This is a genomic window from Nocardia sp. NPDC060259 (genome assembly GCF_042728775.1).
In the GTDB taxonomy this organism is placed as follows: Bacteria; Actinomycetota; Actinomycetes; order Mycobacteriales; family Mycobacteriaceae; genus Nocardia.
The window spans coordinates 97,210-113,217 of sequence record NZ_JBHXAY010000010.1; the positions used below are offsets into that span (position 1 = coordinate 97,210).

9 protein-coding genes are annotated in these 16,008 nt (G+C 71.2%); 7 read left to right on the top strand and 2 right to left on the bottom strand.

Going from position 1 to position 16,008, the window contains the following annotated elements; translation table 11 throughout:
- Positions 1–11 precede the first annotated feature (11 nt).
- Positions 12–4,013, bottom strand: coding sequence for an IniB N-terminal domain-containing protein (locus tag ACFWF2_RS07220; RefSeq protein WP_379305514.1), 4,002 nt, complete (start codon positions 4,011–4,013; stop codon positions 12–14).
- Positions 4,014–4,306: 293 nt separating this feature from the next.
- Here ACFWF2_RS07220 and ACFWF2_RS07225 point away from each other — a divergent pair, with 293 nt between their 5' ends.
- The 6 genes from ACFWF2_RS07225 to ACFWF2_RS07250 all read left to right on the top strand — a co-directional run bounded on the left by ACFWF2_RS07225 (position 4,307) and on the right by ACFWF2_RS07250 (position 13,540).
- On the top strand, positions 4,307–6,094 hold the full coding sequence (locus tag ACFWF2_RS07225; RefSeq protein ID WP_379305516.1) for an Hsp70 family protein: 1,788 nt from the start codon (positions 4,307–4,309) through the stop codon (positions 6,092–6,094).
- Positions 6,087–8,567: a LuxR C-terminal-related transcriptional regulator gene (locus tag ACFWF2_RS07230; RefSeq protein ID WP_379305518.1), complete on the top strand. Its 2,481-nt coding sequence runs from the start codon at positions 6,087–6,089 to the stop codon at positions 8,565–8,567. The genes ACFWF2_RS07225 and ACFWF2_RS07230 overlap by 8 nt, the downstream gene beginning before the upstream one ends.
- A gap of 41 nt (positions 8,568–8,608) precedes the next feature.
- Positions 8,609–9,715, top strand: coding sequence for a hypothetical protein (locus ACFWF2_RS07235; RefSeq protein ID WP_379305520.1), 1,107 nt, complete (start codon positions 8,609–8,611; stop codon positions 9,713–9,715).
- A gap of 118 nt (positions 9,716–9,833) precedes the next feature.
- Positions 9,834–11,195, top strand: a complete 1,362-nt coding sequence (locus ACFWF2_RS07240) for a S1 family peptidase (RefSeq protein WP_379305522.1) — start codon at positions 9,834–9,836, stop codon at positions 11,193–11,195.
- A gap of 155 nt (positions 11,196–11,350) precedes the next feature.
- Positions 11,351–12,607, top strand: coding sequence for a S1 family peptidase (locus ACFWF2_RS07245; protein ID WP_379305524.1), 1,257 nt, complete (start codon positions 11,351–11,353; stop codon positions 12,605–12,607).
- A gap of 87 nt (positions 12,608–12,694) precedes the next feature.
- Complete coding sequence (locus ACFWF2_RS07250; RefSeq protein ID WP_379305526.1) at positions 12,695–13,540, top strand: NRDE family protein; 846 nt, start codon at positions 12,695–12,697, stop codon at positions 13,538–13,540.
- A gap of 56 nt (positions 13,541–13,596) precedes the next feature.
- Here the strand turns inward: ACFWF2_RS07250 and ACFWF2_RS07255 are convergent, their stop codons facing one another.
- Positions 13,597–14,286: a hypothetical protein gene (locus ACFWF2_RS07255; RefSeq protein ID WP_379305528.1), complete on the bottom strand. Its 690-nt coding sequence runs from the start codon at positions 14,284–14,286 to the stop codon at positions 13,597–13,599.
- 506 nt (positions 14,287–14,792) lie between these two features.
- On the opposite strand from ACFWF2_RS07255, the gene ACFWF2_RS07260 reads away from it, so the two are divergent.
- Positions 14,793–16,008: 4Fe-4S dicluster domain-containing protein (locus ACFWF2_RS07260; protein WP_379305530.1), on the top strand; the 1,216-nt coding region annotated here is incomplete at its 3' end.

A 16,008-nucleotide genomic window follows, 5' to 3' on the forward strand; every position in this document is an offset into this window, starting at 1 on the left:
GCCCGTTTCGCTCAGTGGAACAGTCCGTCGGAGTGCACGTCGGCACCGGTCTCGGCGACAGTACTCGACTCGCCGAACAGCGATGTCTCGCCGCCGAGGCTCGAACCGTGCAGGCCGGAACCGAACGCGCTCGACACGTCGACCGAGGACCAGGTGTCGGCCGCGGTGGTCACCGCGCCCTGGGTGGTGCCGGAGGCGTCGGCCTGGGTCGTGCCGGTGAATTCGGTGGTCGCGGTGGTGCCGGTCTGCGCCGCGCCTTCCACGGTGCCGCCGAGGCCGCCGGCGATCTGCGTGCCGCCGGTCATCGTGCTCGACAGGCCCGCGTCGGCGGATCCGCCGAGGCCGGTCTCGAGGCCGGTGCCCGCCTGGGCGCCACCGGTCGCGGAGCCGGCCAGGCCGGTGCTGGTCTCGGCGAGACCGCCCAGACCCGCTTGCGCGCCACCGGCGGCGGTACCCGCCAAGCCCGTGTCGACGGCACCACCCAAACCTGCCTGCGCGCCACCGGCAGCCGAACCTGCAAGGCCGACACCGGTTTCGGCGAGACCGCCGAGACCTGCCTGTGCGCCGCCGGCAGCGGAACCCGCCAAGCCTGCGCTGGTGTCAACGGCGCCACCCAGACCAGCCTGCGCACCACCAGCAGCCGAACCCCCTAGGCCGACACCGGTTTCCGCGAGACCACTGAGACCCGCCTGCGCGCCGCCCGCCGCGGAACCCGCCAAGCCCAAGCCCGCGTCCGCGGCACCGCCCAGACCGGCCTGAGCCCCACCGGCGGCCGAACCCGCAAGGCCTACACCGGTTTCGGTGAGACCGCCAAGACCTGCCTGCGCGCCACCGGTCAGGCCGGCGCCGGTCTCCACCGCCGCGCCGAGTCCAGTCTGCGCACCGGTGGCGACTGAGCCGGACACTCCGGTGCCGAGGGTTGCGGCGGTATCGAGGCCGCCCTGCAGACCGGTGGTCAGCCCGATACCTGTCGTGGCGGACAGTGCCGTGTCCAGCCCGGTGGTGGCCTCCGCGGCAGCACCGCCGGTGATCAGCCCATCGACACCGATGCCGGTGCTACCGCCGGCACCTCCGGTCAAGCCGCCGATGAGACCGCCGCCCGCCGACGCGGCGCCGCCGAAACCGGTTTCCAGCCCGGTACCGATTTCCGCGCCCGCTCCGACCACACCGTCGAGCCCGGTGATCGCCGTGGTGGTCGCGGCAGCACCGAGGCTGCCGGCTGCCTGCGCACCGGCATTGGCCGCCGCACCCAGCCCAGCAGTGGCCCCGGCGCCGAGCCCACCCACTGCACCGGCCACACCGTTCAGCCCGGCATCCAGTCCGCCACCCAGCTGCCCCCCCAGGTTCGCGCCGAAGTCCATGGTGAGCCCAGCGGCCCCATCGACCAGACCGTCGACCCCAGCCGCGACATCGCCACCCGCACCAACTGCCCCATTCAGGGCACCGTCCACACCGGCGCCTGCCGCACCGGTCAGGGCACCGCCGAGTCCAGTGGCGACATCACCACCAGCACCGACCGCCCCGTTCAAGGCACCATCGAGACCGGCACCGACACCAGCCGCACCGGTCAGCGCGCCATCGAGGCCAGCGCCAACACCAGCAGCACCGGTCAAGGCACCGCCCAGTCCAGCGGCGACATCACCACCGACACCCGTCGCCCCCTCCAAGGCACCGTCGAGACCGGCGCCGGCGCCAGCCGCACCGGTCCAGGCACCGCCCAGTCCGGCAGTGAGATCGCTACCCGCCTCCACGACACCCGACAACGCGCCGTCCACACCGGCGCCTGCCGCACCGGTAAGAGCACCGCCCAGTCCAGCGGCGACATCACCACCGACACCGGCCGCCCCGTCCAAGGCACCGTCGATACCGGCATCGACACCAGCCGCACCGGTCAGCGCACCACCCAGTCCGGCAGTGAGATTGCCACCCGCGTCGACCGCACCCGACAACGCGCCGTCCAGGCCGGTGCCAGCCGCACCGTTCAGGGCGCCATCGAGGCCGGCACCGATGCCCGCGCCGGCATCAGCCGCGCCGGCCAGCGCACCACCGAGGCCGGCACCACCACCCACCGCGCCGTTCAAAGCACCCCCGAGGCCAGCTTCGACACCTGCACCTGCCCCCACTGCGCCGTTCAGGCCTGCAGAGAGGTCAGCGCCGGCACCAGCCACGCCCGACAGCGCACCACCGAGGCCGGCGCCAGCGCCCACCGCGCCGTTCAAAGCGCCATCGAGACCAGCACCAACACCGGCCCCACCATTCAGCGCACCGCCCAGGTCGGCAGCGATATCGCCACCCGCGTCCACCACGCCCGACAACGCACCACCGAGGCCGGCACCAGCGCCCACCGCGCCGTTCAAGGCGCCCCCGAGACCAGCTTCGACACCGGCACCCACACCCGCCGCGCCATTCAACGCACCGTTCAGGCCTGCAGAGAGGTCGGCGCCCGCACCAGCCGCGCCCGACAGCGCACCATCGAGGTCGGCACCAGCGCCCACCGCGCCGTTCAAGGCGCCATCGAGGCCAGCTTCGACACCGGCACCCACACCCGCCCCACCGCTCAGCGCACCACCCAATCCGGCAGTGAGATCGCCACCCGCGTCGACCGCACCCGACAACGCGCCGTCCAGGCCCGCGCCAGCCGCACCGTTCAGAGCGCCATCGAGGCCGGCTTCGACACCGGAGCCGATGCCAACTCCCGCACCAGCCACACCCGACAGCGCACCACCGAGGCCGGCACCAGCGCCCACCGCGCCGTTCAAGGCGCCCCCGAGACCAGCTTCGACACCGGCACCCACTCCTGCCGCGCCGCTCAGTGCACTGCCCAGGCCGGCAGCGACATCGCCACCCGCGCCCACAACACCCGACAGCGCACCACCGAGGCCGGCACCAGCGCCCACCGCGCCGTTCAGGGCACCGTCGAGACCGGCAGTGAGGTCCGTTCCTGCGCCAACCGCACCATTGAGGGCGCCCCCGAGGCCAGTTTCGAGACCGGCACCCGCACCGGTCAGTGCACCGCCCAGTCCGGCAGTGATGTCGCCACCCGCGTCCACCACACCCGACAGCGCACCGTCCAGGCCCGCACCTGCGCCTACGGCGCCGTTCAGGGCACCATCGAGGCCGGCAGCGAGGTCGCCGCCTGCGCCAACCGCGCCATTCAGGGCGCCTCCGAGACCGGCGCCCACGCCCGCCGCTCCGTTCAACGCGCCATTCAGGCCGGTGGCCAGGTCGACGCCCGCGCCGACCGTGCCGTTCAAGGCACTGCCGAGGCCCGCGGCAAGGTCCGCACCCGCGCCGACCGTGCCGTTCAAGGCACTGCCGAGGCCCGCGGCAAGGTCCGCACCCGCGCCAACCGTGCCGTTCAAGGCACCGCCGAGGCCCGCGGCAAGGTCCGCACCCGCGCCAACCGCGCCATTCAAGGCACCGCCGAGACCAGCGGCAAGGTCCGCACCCGCGCCAACCGCGCCATTCAAGGCGCCCCCGAGACCAGCGCCCACGCCCGCCGCGCCGTTCAGCGCACCGTTCAGGCCGGCAGCGAGGTCGACGCCCGCGCCAACCGCGCCGTTCAGGCCTGCGGCGAGGTCGGCGGCCGCGTTCACGCCTGCGTTGACGTCCACGTTGGCGCCGGTGACGGTGGACAACGCGACATCGAGGCCCGCGCCGACCTGGGCGGCGGCGCCGGCGACTGCCGAGGCGGCCGCGCCGAGGCCTACGTCGAGGCCGAGTTCGGCGTCGGCGGCGGCTGCGGCCGTGACGGCGGCGGCCGCGGTGGCGGTGGAGGCGAGGGCCGCGCTCGTGCCTGCCGCGGCGCCCGCGGCGACGATCGACTGGAGCTGGGAGCCGCCGCTGACCAGCGCGGATTCCGCCACCATCGGGGCGACGGCGGAGATGTCTTCGGGGGTCACCTCGAGTCCCGCCTGGGCCAGCGCGACGCACGGGTTGGCGCAGTAGCTCGCCGCCGCGTCGGGGTCGCGCAGCAGGTTCAGGATGAATTCCAGAATCGCGTTGGGGGTCATCGAGATCAGCTCCTCCAGATCATGGGCGGTGGTGCCCGATCCGTTGTGGTCGGAATGTCTTTCACGCTAGGTCCGCCAGTCGTTACAGGTAATGGGGCGAATACCTAGTTCACTCGGGGCGCGTCCATTAGGGGCTCATCCCCGATTAGGGGCATTTCCCCGTATTTGCCCCGGCGCAGGTAACAGCGGCCTATCGGCAACCGACAGATCGGGTGGGACGTCGGCCACCCTGGCGATCTCGTTGTCCACACTGCCTACCGGTCCACCGGAAGTCCTGCGAACGGGGTTGTCCAATGACAGAGCGTCTGGCGCTCGGCATCACTGTCGGAGCCGCGAATTCGGTCGCCGCGGCCACGACCGCCGACGGGGCCGGTGCCACTGTTCGCAGACACCGCAGCACCTTGCTGCTCGGCGCGGACGGCTCGATCGGGTTCGCCGACGCTACCCGCCACGCGCGCGGAGTGGTTGTCGACGACTACCTGTCCAGGGTCGGCGACCCGGTAGACATGCTGGCAGAGGACGGTTCGACACACGACGCGGCCGACCTCGTCGCCGCCGCGACACGCGCGCTGGTCACCGAACTGTCCGGCGCCGCAGGCGAATCCGCCGAGGTGGCGACCATCGTCGCGTGCTGCCCGGCGTGGTGGCCGGAGCAGACCATCGAGAACGCGCGAGCCGCGCTCGCGCGCGCGGGACTGCCCGAAGTGACATTGGTCCCAGAGCCACTGGCCGCGGTGCGCCGGTACGAGATGGAGAACGGCCTGCTCGACGACGGCGCGCTGGCCGTGTACGACCTGGGCGCGAGCGGCCTGACGGTCACCGTGCTACGCACCGGCGAACAGGCGGGCCTGCTGGGCGCGCCGGTGCACAGCACCGCGATCGCCGGCTCGGAATTCGATTTGCTGACGATGCGCTACGTCCTGGCAAATGTTCTGGACGGAAATGACATCGATCCATTCGACCCGGTCGTCGAAGAAGAACTCTCGGCATTGCGAGCCCGCTGCAGAAATGCGAAAGAGGAGCTCTCCAGAATTACCGCGACGGTGGTTCCGGTGGGCATGCTCGACCCCACCGGCCGCATCGAACAGGTCAGGCTGACCCGCGGCGAACTCGAAGATCTGCTGCGGCCGATCCTGCTCGACTCGATGAACCTGCTCCGCGACGCGGTGCGCCGCGCCGGGCTCACCCCCGGCGACGTCAGCCGGGTGCTGCTCACCGGCGGCGGCGGGGCGATCCCGCTGGTCGCCGAGCTGATCTCGACCGAATTCGGGCTGCCCGTCACCGCCTGCGCCGACCCGGCGACCAGCGCGGCGCACGGCGCGGCCGAGATCGCGCTGGACGTGGCCGCGATCTCCGTGCCCACCGAGGCCATCCCCGCCGTGCCCGTCGCGCCGGTATCGGCGGCACCGGTCGTCGAGGAACTCGCGCTGCCGCCCGCCGATCCCGCCCCTGCCCGGATGTCGTCGGCCAAACGCGCGGCGCTCGTCACCGCGGCGGCATTGACCATGGCCGCCCTGGCCACCGGCACCCTCGCGATCGGCGGCGTCACCCAGCCAACGCCGAGCGGACCCGCCGCGACGACGAGCGCGCCGCAGGTTCCCGGCGTCGCCGCGTCGACCAGCACCGGCGGAACTCCCGGGTCGGCGCCGAACACCACGGACTCGACCGTCGCCGATCCGTCCCGGCCTGGCGCGACCAGCGCCGCCGTGCCGCCGGGTGCGATCCCGGTCGGCACCACCGAAGCCGGGACACCCGGCGGCGCGCCCGCGGCGGGAACGCCTGCACCGGCCGGTGCGACCGCCGACGGCACCACGGCACCCGCACCGGCAGGTGGACAACCCGCCACCGGTCAACCCGCGCAGGCGCCACCCGCCGAACAGCCGCAGTCGCCCGCACCCGCCCCCGCGCCTGCCCCTGCTCCCGCACCAGCCCCCGCACCCTCCCCAGCCCCGCGCCCACAGGTCCCACCCATCAAGGTGAACCCCGGCGACCTGCTCGACGGCGTCGGCGGCGCGGTCGAGGAGACCATCGAAACGGGCACGCAGCTGCCGGGCCGGGTCCTCGGAGGAAACGGTGGCTGATATCGCACTCGACACCTTCCCGAATGCCCGAACCATCTTCCGCGAACTCGACACCGCCGCTCAGCAGCCGGTACTGCTGCTGATCCGCGGCCGGGCGGGAACCGGAAAGTCGATGCTGCTCAAGGCCGTTCGCGCGCACCTTCGTGGCCGCGACATCCCGGTCGCCGAATCCGCTCGCGACCACGGTCGCTCGGTCCTCATCGCCGACAACGTGCACCGCTACACCGACACCGAGCTACACACCCTGTGCGCGGCAATCGAATCCGGGAATCGAACGATCGTTCTCGCCACCCAGCCGCGCCCGCACGATCCCCGGCTGCGCGCCCTGTCCGAAGCCGTCGCGCGCCACGGCCGCACGGTGGACCTACGGGCGCTGGGCAGCGCCGACATCGCGTCGTTCGCCAGGGAACTCGGCATGGCCGTGTCCCAGCCACTCGCGCTGCACATCCACCAGCTGACCGCAGGCATTCCCGGCGGCGTGGTCGCGGCGCTGACCGCGGCCCGCTCGGCGCCGCTCGAGTCGTGCGTGAGCGCCGTCGACGTCGCCGTCGCCGCGTGGACGCGCACCATCCTGGACACGATCGAACCCGACCTGCTCGAGACGCTGGTCATCGCCGCGACCGGAACCGGTTTGGACGCAACCGAACTCACCGAAGTACTCGGTGTCGGCACCGACACCGCGCACGACCTGATCGACCGCGCCAGGGCGGGCGCACTTGTCACCGATGCCGACCTGCTCCTCGCGCCCGCGGTGGCCCCGCTGCGCACCCTGCTCGGCGACCGCCGCTATGTCGAGGTGCAGCGCAGGCTGCTCACCGCGCGGATCGACTCCGGCCTGCTGCGCGATCGGACGGCACTGATCCTGGCCGAGTCCGGCGTCGTCGATCCCCGTCTCGCCGAATTCCTGTGCCGCACAGCGGAGAAGTCCGATCAGGCGACCCGCTATTTCGCCGCCGCGGCTGCGGCGGGCGCCCCGGTCGAGTCGATCGCGGTGCGCTGGGCCGAAGCCGCCGCACACGCCGGTGACACCGACACCGCGCTCCGCCTGGCCGAACCACTGCTGACCACCGACAACGCCTCCCACACCGAACTCGTTGCCGCGGTGCGCATCTGCGCGGGAGTGCTCACCCGGCGCGGCTTGGTCAGCCGCGCGGCCGGGCTCTACACCTGGCTCGGACCCGACCGCGTCGGTGCGGACTGGGCCTCCGCGGCGATGGTGCTCACCCTCGCGGGCGACCTCGCCGGCGCTACCCAGATGTCCGGCGCCGCACAGCACTGGCCGCCGACCGAGGCCGACGCCGGCGCGCGGCTCATCGCCTCCGCGCTGCACGAATCGCTCGACCCGCACGGCGCGGGCACGACCGCCGCGATTTCCGCACTGATCCAAGCCGGCAACGCAGGCGACGATCGATACCTGCCCTGCACCGCGGTCTCGATCGCCACGCTGCTCTGCCTCGGCGCCGGTGAGCCGAGCCGCGCCAGGGACTCGCTGGCCAGGGCGGCCGGCGGCGCTCAGCTGCCGGTGCTCGCGGCCTGGACCGCCCTGCTCGGCGGTGACGAACGCGGCGCGGCGAGCACACTGGCCGAGATCGACATCCCCGCGCTCGCCCCGCGCGATCAGCTCCTCGCGCACGCCCTCGCGGTGGGGCTGGCCCGCCGCGGCGGCGATCACGCGGCCCTCGCGCGCGCCTGGCAAGCCGCCTGCCCGCTGTTCGACCAGCTCGAAGCCGACCTGTTGAGCCTGCTGCCGATCGGCGAACTGTGGCTGGCCGGCATCCGGCTGCGCGATGTGCGCCGGATCGGCCCGCTGGTCGACGCGGCCAAGGCGCTGCTGCGCAAGCTCGGTCGCGCACCCGCCTGGACCAACTCCTTCCACTGGTACGGGGTGCAGGCCGCGCTCGCCGACGAATCGCCCCAGGAGCTGCTACCCCACGCCCACGCGCTGAAGACGGCCGCGGAGGCGGGCGACCGGCAGGCGGTCGTGCTGGCCGACGCCGGACGCACGTGGGTGCTCGTGCTGCGCGGCAACGTGGCCGCGGCCGAGGTGCAGGCCGCGGTATCGGCGCTGGCCGAACTAGGGCTCACCTGGGACGCTGCCCGCCTGGCCAGCGAGGCCGCGCTCGCGGCGGGCGATTCGGCGACCGCGACCACCCTGCTCAAGCTCGCCCGGTCGGTGCGGGTGCAGGCCCAGCCCGTCGAACCGTCGCGACCCGCGGCGCAGCCGCTGCCGCAGACACCGGACGGGCCGGCGCCGCTGACCGGCGAGGCCGCCGCGCTCAGCGATCGCGAGCGCGAGGTTGCCGAGCTGGTGCTGCTCGGTCTGACCTATCGGGAGATCGGCGCACGGCTGTACATTTCCGCGAAAACCGTGGAGCATCACGTCGCGCGAATCCGACGCCGGATAGGCGCGCGCTCACGATCGGAATTATTGTCAATGCTCCGCGCCATGGGACACGGTTCACTGCTCGTGTAACCCGACGCGGAGGACGTCGACGCCGAAGCGAGGTAAATCGGATGGCCACTGGGGTCGGCCTGCGCATGGCCGATGACGAGTGCATCGCCGCGGTGGTCACCGAGGACGACACGGTGCGGATCGTCGCGCGCGACGCGGTGCTGCACATGTCCGACGACGGTGACGCGGCGCTCGGCGGGCCTGCGCCCTCCGGGCACACCCACTCGATCGCCGGTTTCGTCCGCGCGGTCGGCGACCCGGCCGGGGTGGATGTCGACGGCGGCGAGGCCTACCGCGCCGAGGATTTGCTGGCGACGGCGATGTTCTGCCTCATCGATCTCACCACCGAGCACCTCAGCGGCCCCGCCGAGTTCTACGCGACGCATCCGGCGCACTGGTCGCCGGAGATCGTGCGCGGTGTGCGCGAGGCGCTGGACTATCTGGGCCTGAAGTCGGTGGCGCTGCTCGGCGAGGACGAGCTGCCGCCCGCCGCCGACGATGCCGACGCAGGCCGCTCGTTCGCGACGGCCGCCGCCCAGGCCGCGCTGGTCGCGGTGCTGGCGACACCGGCGGGCGCTACCCCGCCCGATCCGATCGTCACCGAGAACGCGATGGTCGCCACCGATGTGATGCCCGCGGTGCCGCGTCCGGCGGCGACCGCGCAGGCGTATTCGGCGGCGATGCCGGTGATGTCGCAGCCGACGAAGGCGCTGAACCCGACCACGGCCATGCCGGTCGTGCCCGTGGAACCACCGGCGCCTGCGCCGGCTCAGCGCAGCCGGACCCCGCTGCTGATCGCCGCCGCCGCGCTCGTCGGACTGCTGCTCGGCGGCGTCGCGGTCTCGGTGGTCCTCAGCGGCGCCGAGCCGACCGCGCCGCCGCCGATCTCCGACGCGCGCCCCGACTCGCTCACCGTGACGCCGACGCCCGTGCTGCCCCCGCCGCCGGTCGCCGAAACCGCCACGCTGGAGCCGGTCGTCACCACGACCACCGAGCCCGAACCGGAGCCGACGACCAGCACCGAACCACCGCCGACGACCACGCCGGAACCGACCACCACCGCGCCGTCGACCACGCCCGGCCGCAGCACCACCCGCCCGCTGCTGCCGTTCGAGAACTACCCGCCGGGCTCGCTCCCCTCACCCATGCGGATTCCCGGCTACAACTGATCCGGTGCGGGGGTACCGTAACCGCGCCCGCCGCGCGATCGTGCCCTAGAGTGATGCGCTGATCGACATCACAGCCGCCGGCGGTGGTCTCGATCACTCGTGCCGACGAAGGGATTTCATGCGCAAGTTGGTGGCGCGTCGCGCCGCAGTCAAGGCAGCCTCCGCCGGTTTCGCCGCGACTGTTCTCCTGGCACCCCTGCTCGGCTCAGGCATCGCCGCGGCTGAACCCGCCGCGCCGCTTCAGCTTTCCGCGGACGCCCTGCCCGCCGAGCTGGTGACGGCACTCTCGCGCGATCTCGGGATGACCCCGACCGAATACCTCGACCGCGCCGCCCGCGCGCAGCAGCTGCGCGACTACGCGACCGACTTCCGCGCCGAGAACCCCGACACCTTCGCAGGCGCCTGGCTGACCCCGGAAGGCAAGGCCGTCGTCGCGGTCACCAACGCCGAGGCGGGCAAGCTCGCCGCGGCGGACGGGTACCAGACCCACCTCGCGCCGATCTCGGCCGGCGGCCTGGAAGGCGCGCTGCTGCAACTGAGCCAGTGGATCGCGAGCCTGCCGCGCGAGATCTCCGCGCCGATCAGCTCGATCGCCATCGACGTGCTGAACAGCCAGCTGGTGCTCAACGTCGCCAACACCGGCACCGGCCACCTGCTGAACCTGCCGACCCTGATCGCCACCATCAAGGTGGTGCTCTCCCCCGGCGGCGGCGGACCGGTCGAGCGCAAGCCGATGGGCGGCGACACCTACATCACCGCGACCAAGGACCTGCGCGACGCGACCCTGCGCGGCGTCGACGTGTGCTCGTTCGGCTTCAACAGCACCGACGCCGCAGGCAACGCGCTCAATATCTCGGCAGGCCACTGCAACCCGAACATCGACAAGGGCGGCAGCGCGCCGGTCTACGTGCCGAACGTGCGCGACATCCCCAGCAGCCCCGAGGTCGGTTCGTTCGCCAAGGCCGTGCTCGGCGGGCCCGCCGCGCTGGACTACTCGGTGATCACGCTGAACGAGCGCGCGGTCAACGCGGGCATGGATCAGCCACGGGTGCGCGGCGCGAACGGTACGACGCTGGCGATCACCGGCACCGCCGAACCGGTCACCGGAGCCCCGGTCTGCAAGACCGGTCAGTCCTCCACCTTCACCTGCGGCTTCGTGTCGGCGGATCGGGTGGAGACCCAGCTGTTCACCGCCGAGGGCGTCAGCAAGACCATCCGTGGCTTCGCCAGCACCGCCTGCACCCTCGGCGGCGACAGCGGCGGCGCGATCGTCTCCGGCACCCTCGCGCTCGGCATCACCAGCGGCTCCAACGCCTCCGAGGCGCCCAACTGCACCGAGGCCAACACCCAGCTGGCCCCCTACGGCGGTACGGCCTCGCTCGGCGTGCCGATCCGGCCCATTCTGGCCGATATCGAGGCCACCTCCGGCGGGGGTCTCGGCAGCGGAATCTCGGTGCGCACCAAGCCGAACGCGGGCTGATCCGATAACGATCCGACCACGCGGACCGGGTGAGCGAAATCTCTTGCCCGGTCCGAGTGGGCATAACCCGCTCCAGCCCATATAGTTCGATCATGCTCCTGCCACGTATGGGTCGCACCCCGTCCGCGCGAAGCTCGAGAAGAGCTCGGAAGTCCATGATCGCCGCTTCGGCGGCGATTCTGCTGTTCGGCCCCACGATGGCGGTTGCCGATGCGCAGCCCACCCCCGACCTGCCCGCCCAGCTGGTGGAGGCGGTCACCCGCGATCTGAAGATCTCCCCGGAGGAGTACCTGCGCCGCGCCGATATCGCGCAGCAGGTCGCCGCGTTCTCCACCACCGCCCAGCGGCAGTTCCCGGCGACGTTCGCCGGCGCCTGGCTGAACGACGCCGGTAACGCCGTCGTCGCGCTCGCGCAGGGCCCCGGTATCGACGAGGCCCGCGAAGCCGCCCAGTCGGCCGGTTTCGAGGTCCGCAATGTCGCCAAGAGCGAGTCCGCGCTGCGCGGCGAGAAGACCGCGTTCGAGAACTGGCTGGCCGCCGCACCGCCGGAGGTCGCCGCCCTCGTGCGTGGCGTCGTCGTCGATCCCGTGAACAACGCGATCGCGGTGCGTGTCGACCAGGCCGGGCTGCCGCTGCCCAGCTTCATCGACCCGTCCCGCGTCGTCGTCACCGCGCCGCCCGTGGCAGGCGAGCGCGTCGAGCTGAACGCCACCCCCGTGGCCGGCGACGGCAACGGTGCACTGGCAGGCGGCGACGGCTACGCCTCGGTGGTCGGCCGCAGCTCGCTGCGCTGCTCGCTCGGCTTCAACGGCACCGACCGCGCCGGCAACGTCGTCAACATCTCGGCGGGTCACTGCAACCCCGATCTCGGTACGGCCGGTACCGCCGACGCGGCCGCCGTCTACGAGCTGAACGGTGATCGCGCGGGCGCCCAGGTCGGCACCTTCCAGAAGTCGGTGCTCGGCGCGCAGGACTACTCGATCATCCGGATCAACGACAACTCCCGTCCCCGCTTCGAGAACAACCTCGTGCGCGTGCCGGGCAACGCCCCGATCGCGGTCGACGGCGTGGCTACCCCGGTGGTCGGCGCCCCGGTCTGCAAGTCGGGTGCGCGTACCGGCTTCAGCTGCGGCATCATCAACGGTGTCGACCAGACGGTGCAGGTCGGCGATCGGCAGATGACCCAGAGCTTCTCGGCCAACATCTGCGCCCTGCCCGGCGATTCGGGCGGCGCGATCGTCACCGGTCGCCTGGCGCTCGGCATCTCCAGCGCGTCGTCGGTCGCCGACTACCCGATCTGCGAGATCCCGAACATCATCGGCGCGATCACCGGTGACGTCCCGCAGCTGTTCGCGCAGCCGCTGAGCGTCGTCCTCTCGGACAACCCGGGCCTGGCGGTCCGCACCAACTGATCGCGGTTTCCGCGGGCACAGAGCAGCTCGGAAAGGCCGGTAGCAGTGCGCTACCGGCCTTTCCGGCGTCCAGGGCATGCTGGGGGCATGTGTCTGGTTCTGCTCGCCTGGCGGGCGCACCCCGAGTACCGGCTGATCGTGGCCGCCAACCGGGACGAGTTCTACACCCGCGACACCGAGTCGCTACGCCGCTGGCCAGGGGAGATGCTGCTGGCCGGGCGTGATCTCGGCGCCGTCGCACCGGGTACGTGGCTGGGTCTGCGCACCGACGACCCGCGGTTCGCCACGGTCACCAATGTCCGCAATCCGCACGACGTCCCGCCGCACCCGCGCTCGCGCGGCGCACTGCTGATGGACTACCTGCGCGGCGCCGCGGCGCCGTCGGACTACCTGGGCGGGATCGCCACCGCGCCGGACGACTACATCGGCTACAACCTGCTCGTCGGCGACCTGCGCACGCTGTGGTGGCATTCCAATCGCAGCGGCACCGGCCCCGCCGAACTCGCGCCCGGTCTGCACGCGCTGTCCAATTCCGCCCACCTGGCGTCGGAGCCCGGATTGATCCACACCCGTCCCCAGGCTCCGGTGGTGACCGGCGCGGGCGCGCCGCCGCTGTGGCCGAAGGTCGCCACCGGGCTGGCCGGTCTGCACGACATCGTCGCGACCGCGCCGCATTCCGTCGAGGACTACTTCACGCTGCTCGCCGACCGCACCGAAGCGCCCGACGAGCTCCTGCCGCGCACCGGCATCCCGCTGGAGTTCGAGCGAGCCGTCTCGGCGCGCTTCGTCGCCCACGATCTGCACGGCACCCGCGCGAGCACGGTGCTGCTGGTGCGCGAGGACGGTCACTACACCATGGCCGAGCGCACATTCGGCCGTCACGGTGAAGCAGGCGGCTCGGAATCACTGTCCGGGGTCGTCGATCTCGGCTGAGAACGCGGAAGGCCCCGCTCCGGATCGGAGCGGGGCCTTCGCGGTGAAGCTGTGGATCAGTTGGCCGGAGCGGCGGCCGGAGCAGCCTTCGGCTTCTCGGCCCAGACGGTGGTGCCTTCGGGCGCCTGCATGACGTTGAGCAGCTCAATGCCCGCGGCCAGCATGGTCGGACCGCCGATGACGATCATGCCCAGGATGCCGCCGACAGCGGCGCCCAGCGGCAGACCGGCCAGGCAGCCGACACCGAACAGCGGCAGACCGAAGACGCAACCGACGACGGCGCCGATGGCGGTGCCGACGAAGGTGCCGATCGCGGTGCCGATGCTGAACTTGCTGGAGAAGTCGTTGATCGCCTTCTGGTTCTCCTGCGCCGAGGCGATCGGATAAGCCTTGAGGACCGGCTTCACGCCGACCGGCTCGGTGCCCAGCTGCAGGCCTTCCGGCTTCTCCGGGGTCAGCTCGAGGACGGTGCTGTCCTTGGTGACCGCGGACTTGGTCGGGATCTCGGTGCCGTTGACGGTGAAGTCGATCGGCAGCGAGACGACCGTGGCGCCGGTGGTGTCCTTGATCTCGGCGACCTTGGTCTTCGGCGCCTCGGGAGTCTCGCCGTCCTGCTCGACGATCGAGAAGGTGCCGTTCTGCAGGGTGGCGACGATGGTCTTGTCGACCAGCTTCACCGAGTACTTGATGTCCTGAGCCGGGGCGGGCACCGGCTCGGCGTGCGCAGTCCCCAGCGAAACAGTCATTGCGCCGATAACCAGTGCGGCTGCCGCAGTGGTCCTACGGAAGTTCATTCGGGTTCCAATCCATCAGGTGTGATGTGATGTGCGATCCGCGACACGCGAGACCCGTCAAGCAGGGACACACCATGAGGTGTCCCTTACTTCTCCCCGAGCAGTGTGAAGACCGGCACAGCAGCAGAACAGCTGGAGCCTAATGGACCGAAACCCGGGAAGCCAGAAGTAATCTCGGTCGACGGAGTTAGCCTGACCTTAGCTCCGCCGCAGATCACGCACGGTTTACGGTGTTCACCAGCAGACTTGGACACCTTGCGGCAAACATTTATGTGATATTGCTCACAGGCAAACCCTAGGTCAAGCCGCAGTAAACAAGGTCAGAGCGCAAATGCCGATCCTACGGTGGACACCGGTAGTTACTGGCCGGTAACTTAGCGCCGGTTACGATACGAGCCAACCGGGTGAGTTCGTCTCGCCCCAAGACCCTCGTGTTGCCTCTAAAGAAAGGTCGCGACATGAATGCCCTGACAATCACGTTGGGCACGATTGGAGCAGTGCTCAGCCTGTTCTGTTGGGCGTCGTTCCTCGGCGGCGCATGGAGCATCGGCAAGGCCGTGACGATCGGCCAGTCCGCGCCGGACCGGTGGCGACCGTTCTTCCCGCGGTTCAAGACCATGCTCGTCGAGTTCATCGCGCATACGCGGATGAACAAGTTCCGCACCGTCGGCTGGGCGCACTGGCTGGTCATGATCGGCTTCCTGGCCGGCGCGCAGTTCTGGTTCATGGCCTACGGGCAGACCTTCGAGCCCACCTGGTCGTGGCCGTTCATCGGCGAGACCTGGTGGTTCCATCTCGGTGACGAGATCCTCGGCGTCGGCACCGTCGTCGGCATCGCGACGCTGATGATCATCCGCCAGCTGAACCACCCGCGGTTGCCCGCGCGCCTCTCCCGCTTCAGCGGCTCGAAGTTCGGTCCGGCGTACTTCGTCGAGTGGGTCGTGCTCACCGAGGGCATCGGTATGGTGCTGGTGAAGGCCGGTGTGCTGTCGCTGACCGGGCACTCCACCTGGACCGACCCGGTCACCGGCCAGCTCGCCAAGATCATCCCGCCCAACGTCACGCTGATCTCGATCTTCGCGTTCGTCAAGCTGATGTCCGGCATGGTCTGGCTGCTCGTAGTCGGCCGCAACATCACCTGGGGCGTGGCCTGGCACCGCTTCTCGGCCTTCTTCAACATCTACTTCAAGCGTGAGGCCGACGGCACCGTCGCCCTCGGCGCGGCCAAGCCGATGATGTCCAACGGCAAGGTCCTCGACATGGAGAACGTCGACCCCGATGTCGACAACCTCGGTGTCGGCCGCATGGAGGACTTCTCCTGGAAGGGCTGGCTGGACTTCTCCACCTGCACCGAGTGTGGTCGCTGCCAGTCGCAGTGCCCCGCCTGGAACACCGGTAAGCCGCTCTCGCCCAAGCTGCTGATCATGTCGCTGCGCGACCACGGTTACGCCGCTGCCCCGTACCTGCTGGCCGGTGGCCGCAAGGATCCCGGTGGCGACGAGATCGGTCTGGTCGACGCCGACGGCAAGCCCGACGAGGCGAAGCTGGCCAAGATCTCCGAGGCCGCCCGTGCCGAGGCCGAGCGTCCGTTGATCGGTGGCGAGGACGTGCACGGCGTCATCGACCCCGAGGTGTTGTGGTCGTGCACCACCTGTGGTGCCTGCGTCGAGCAGT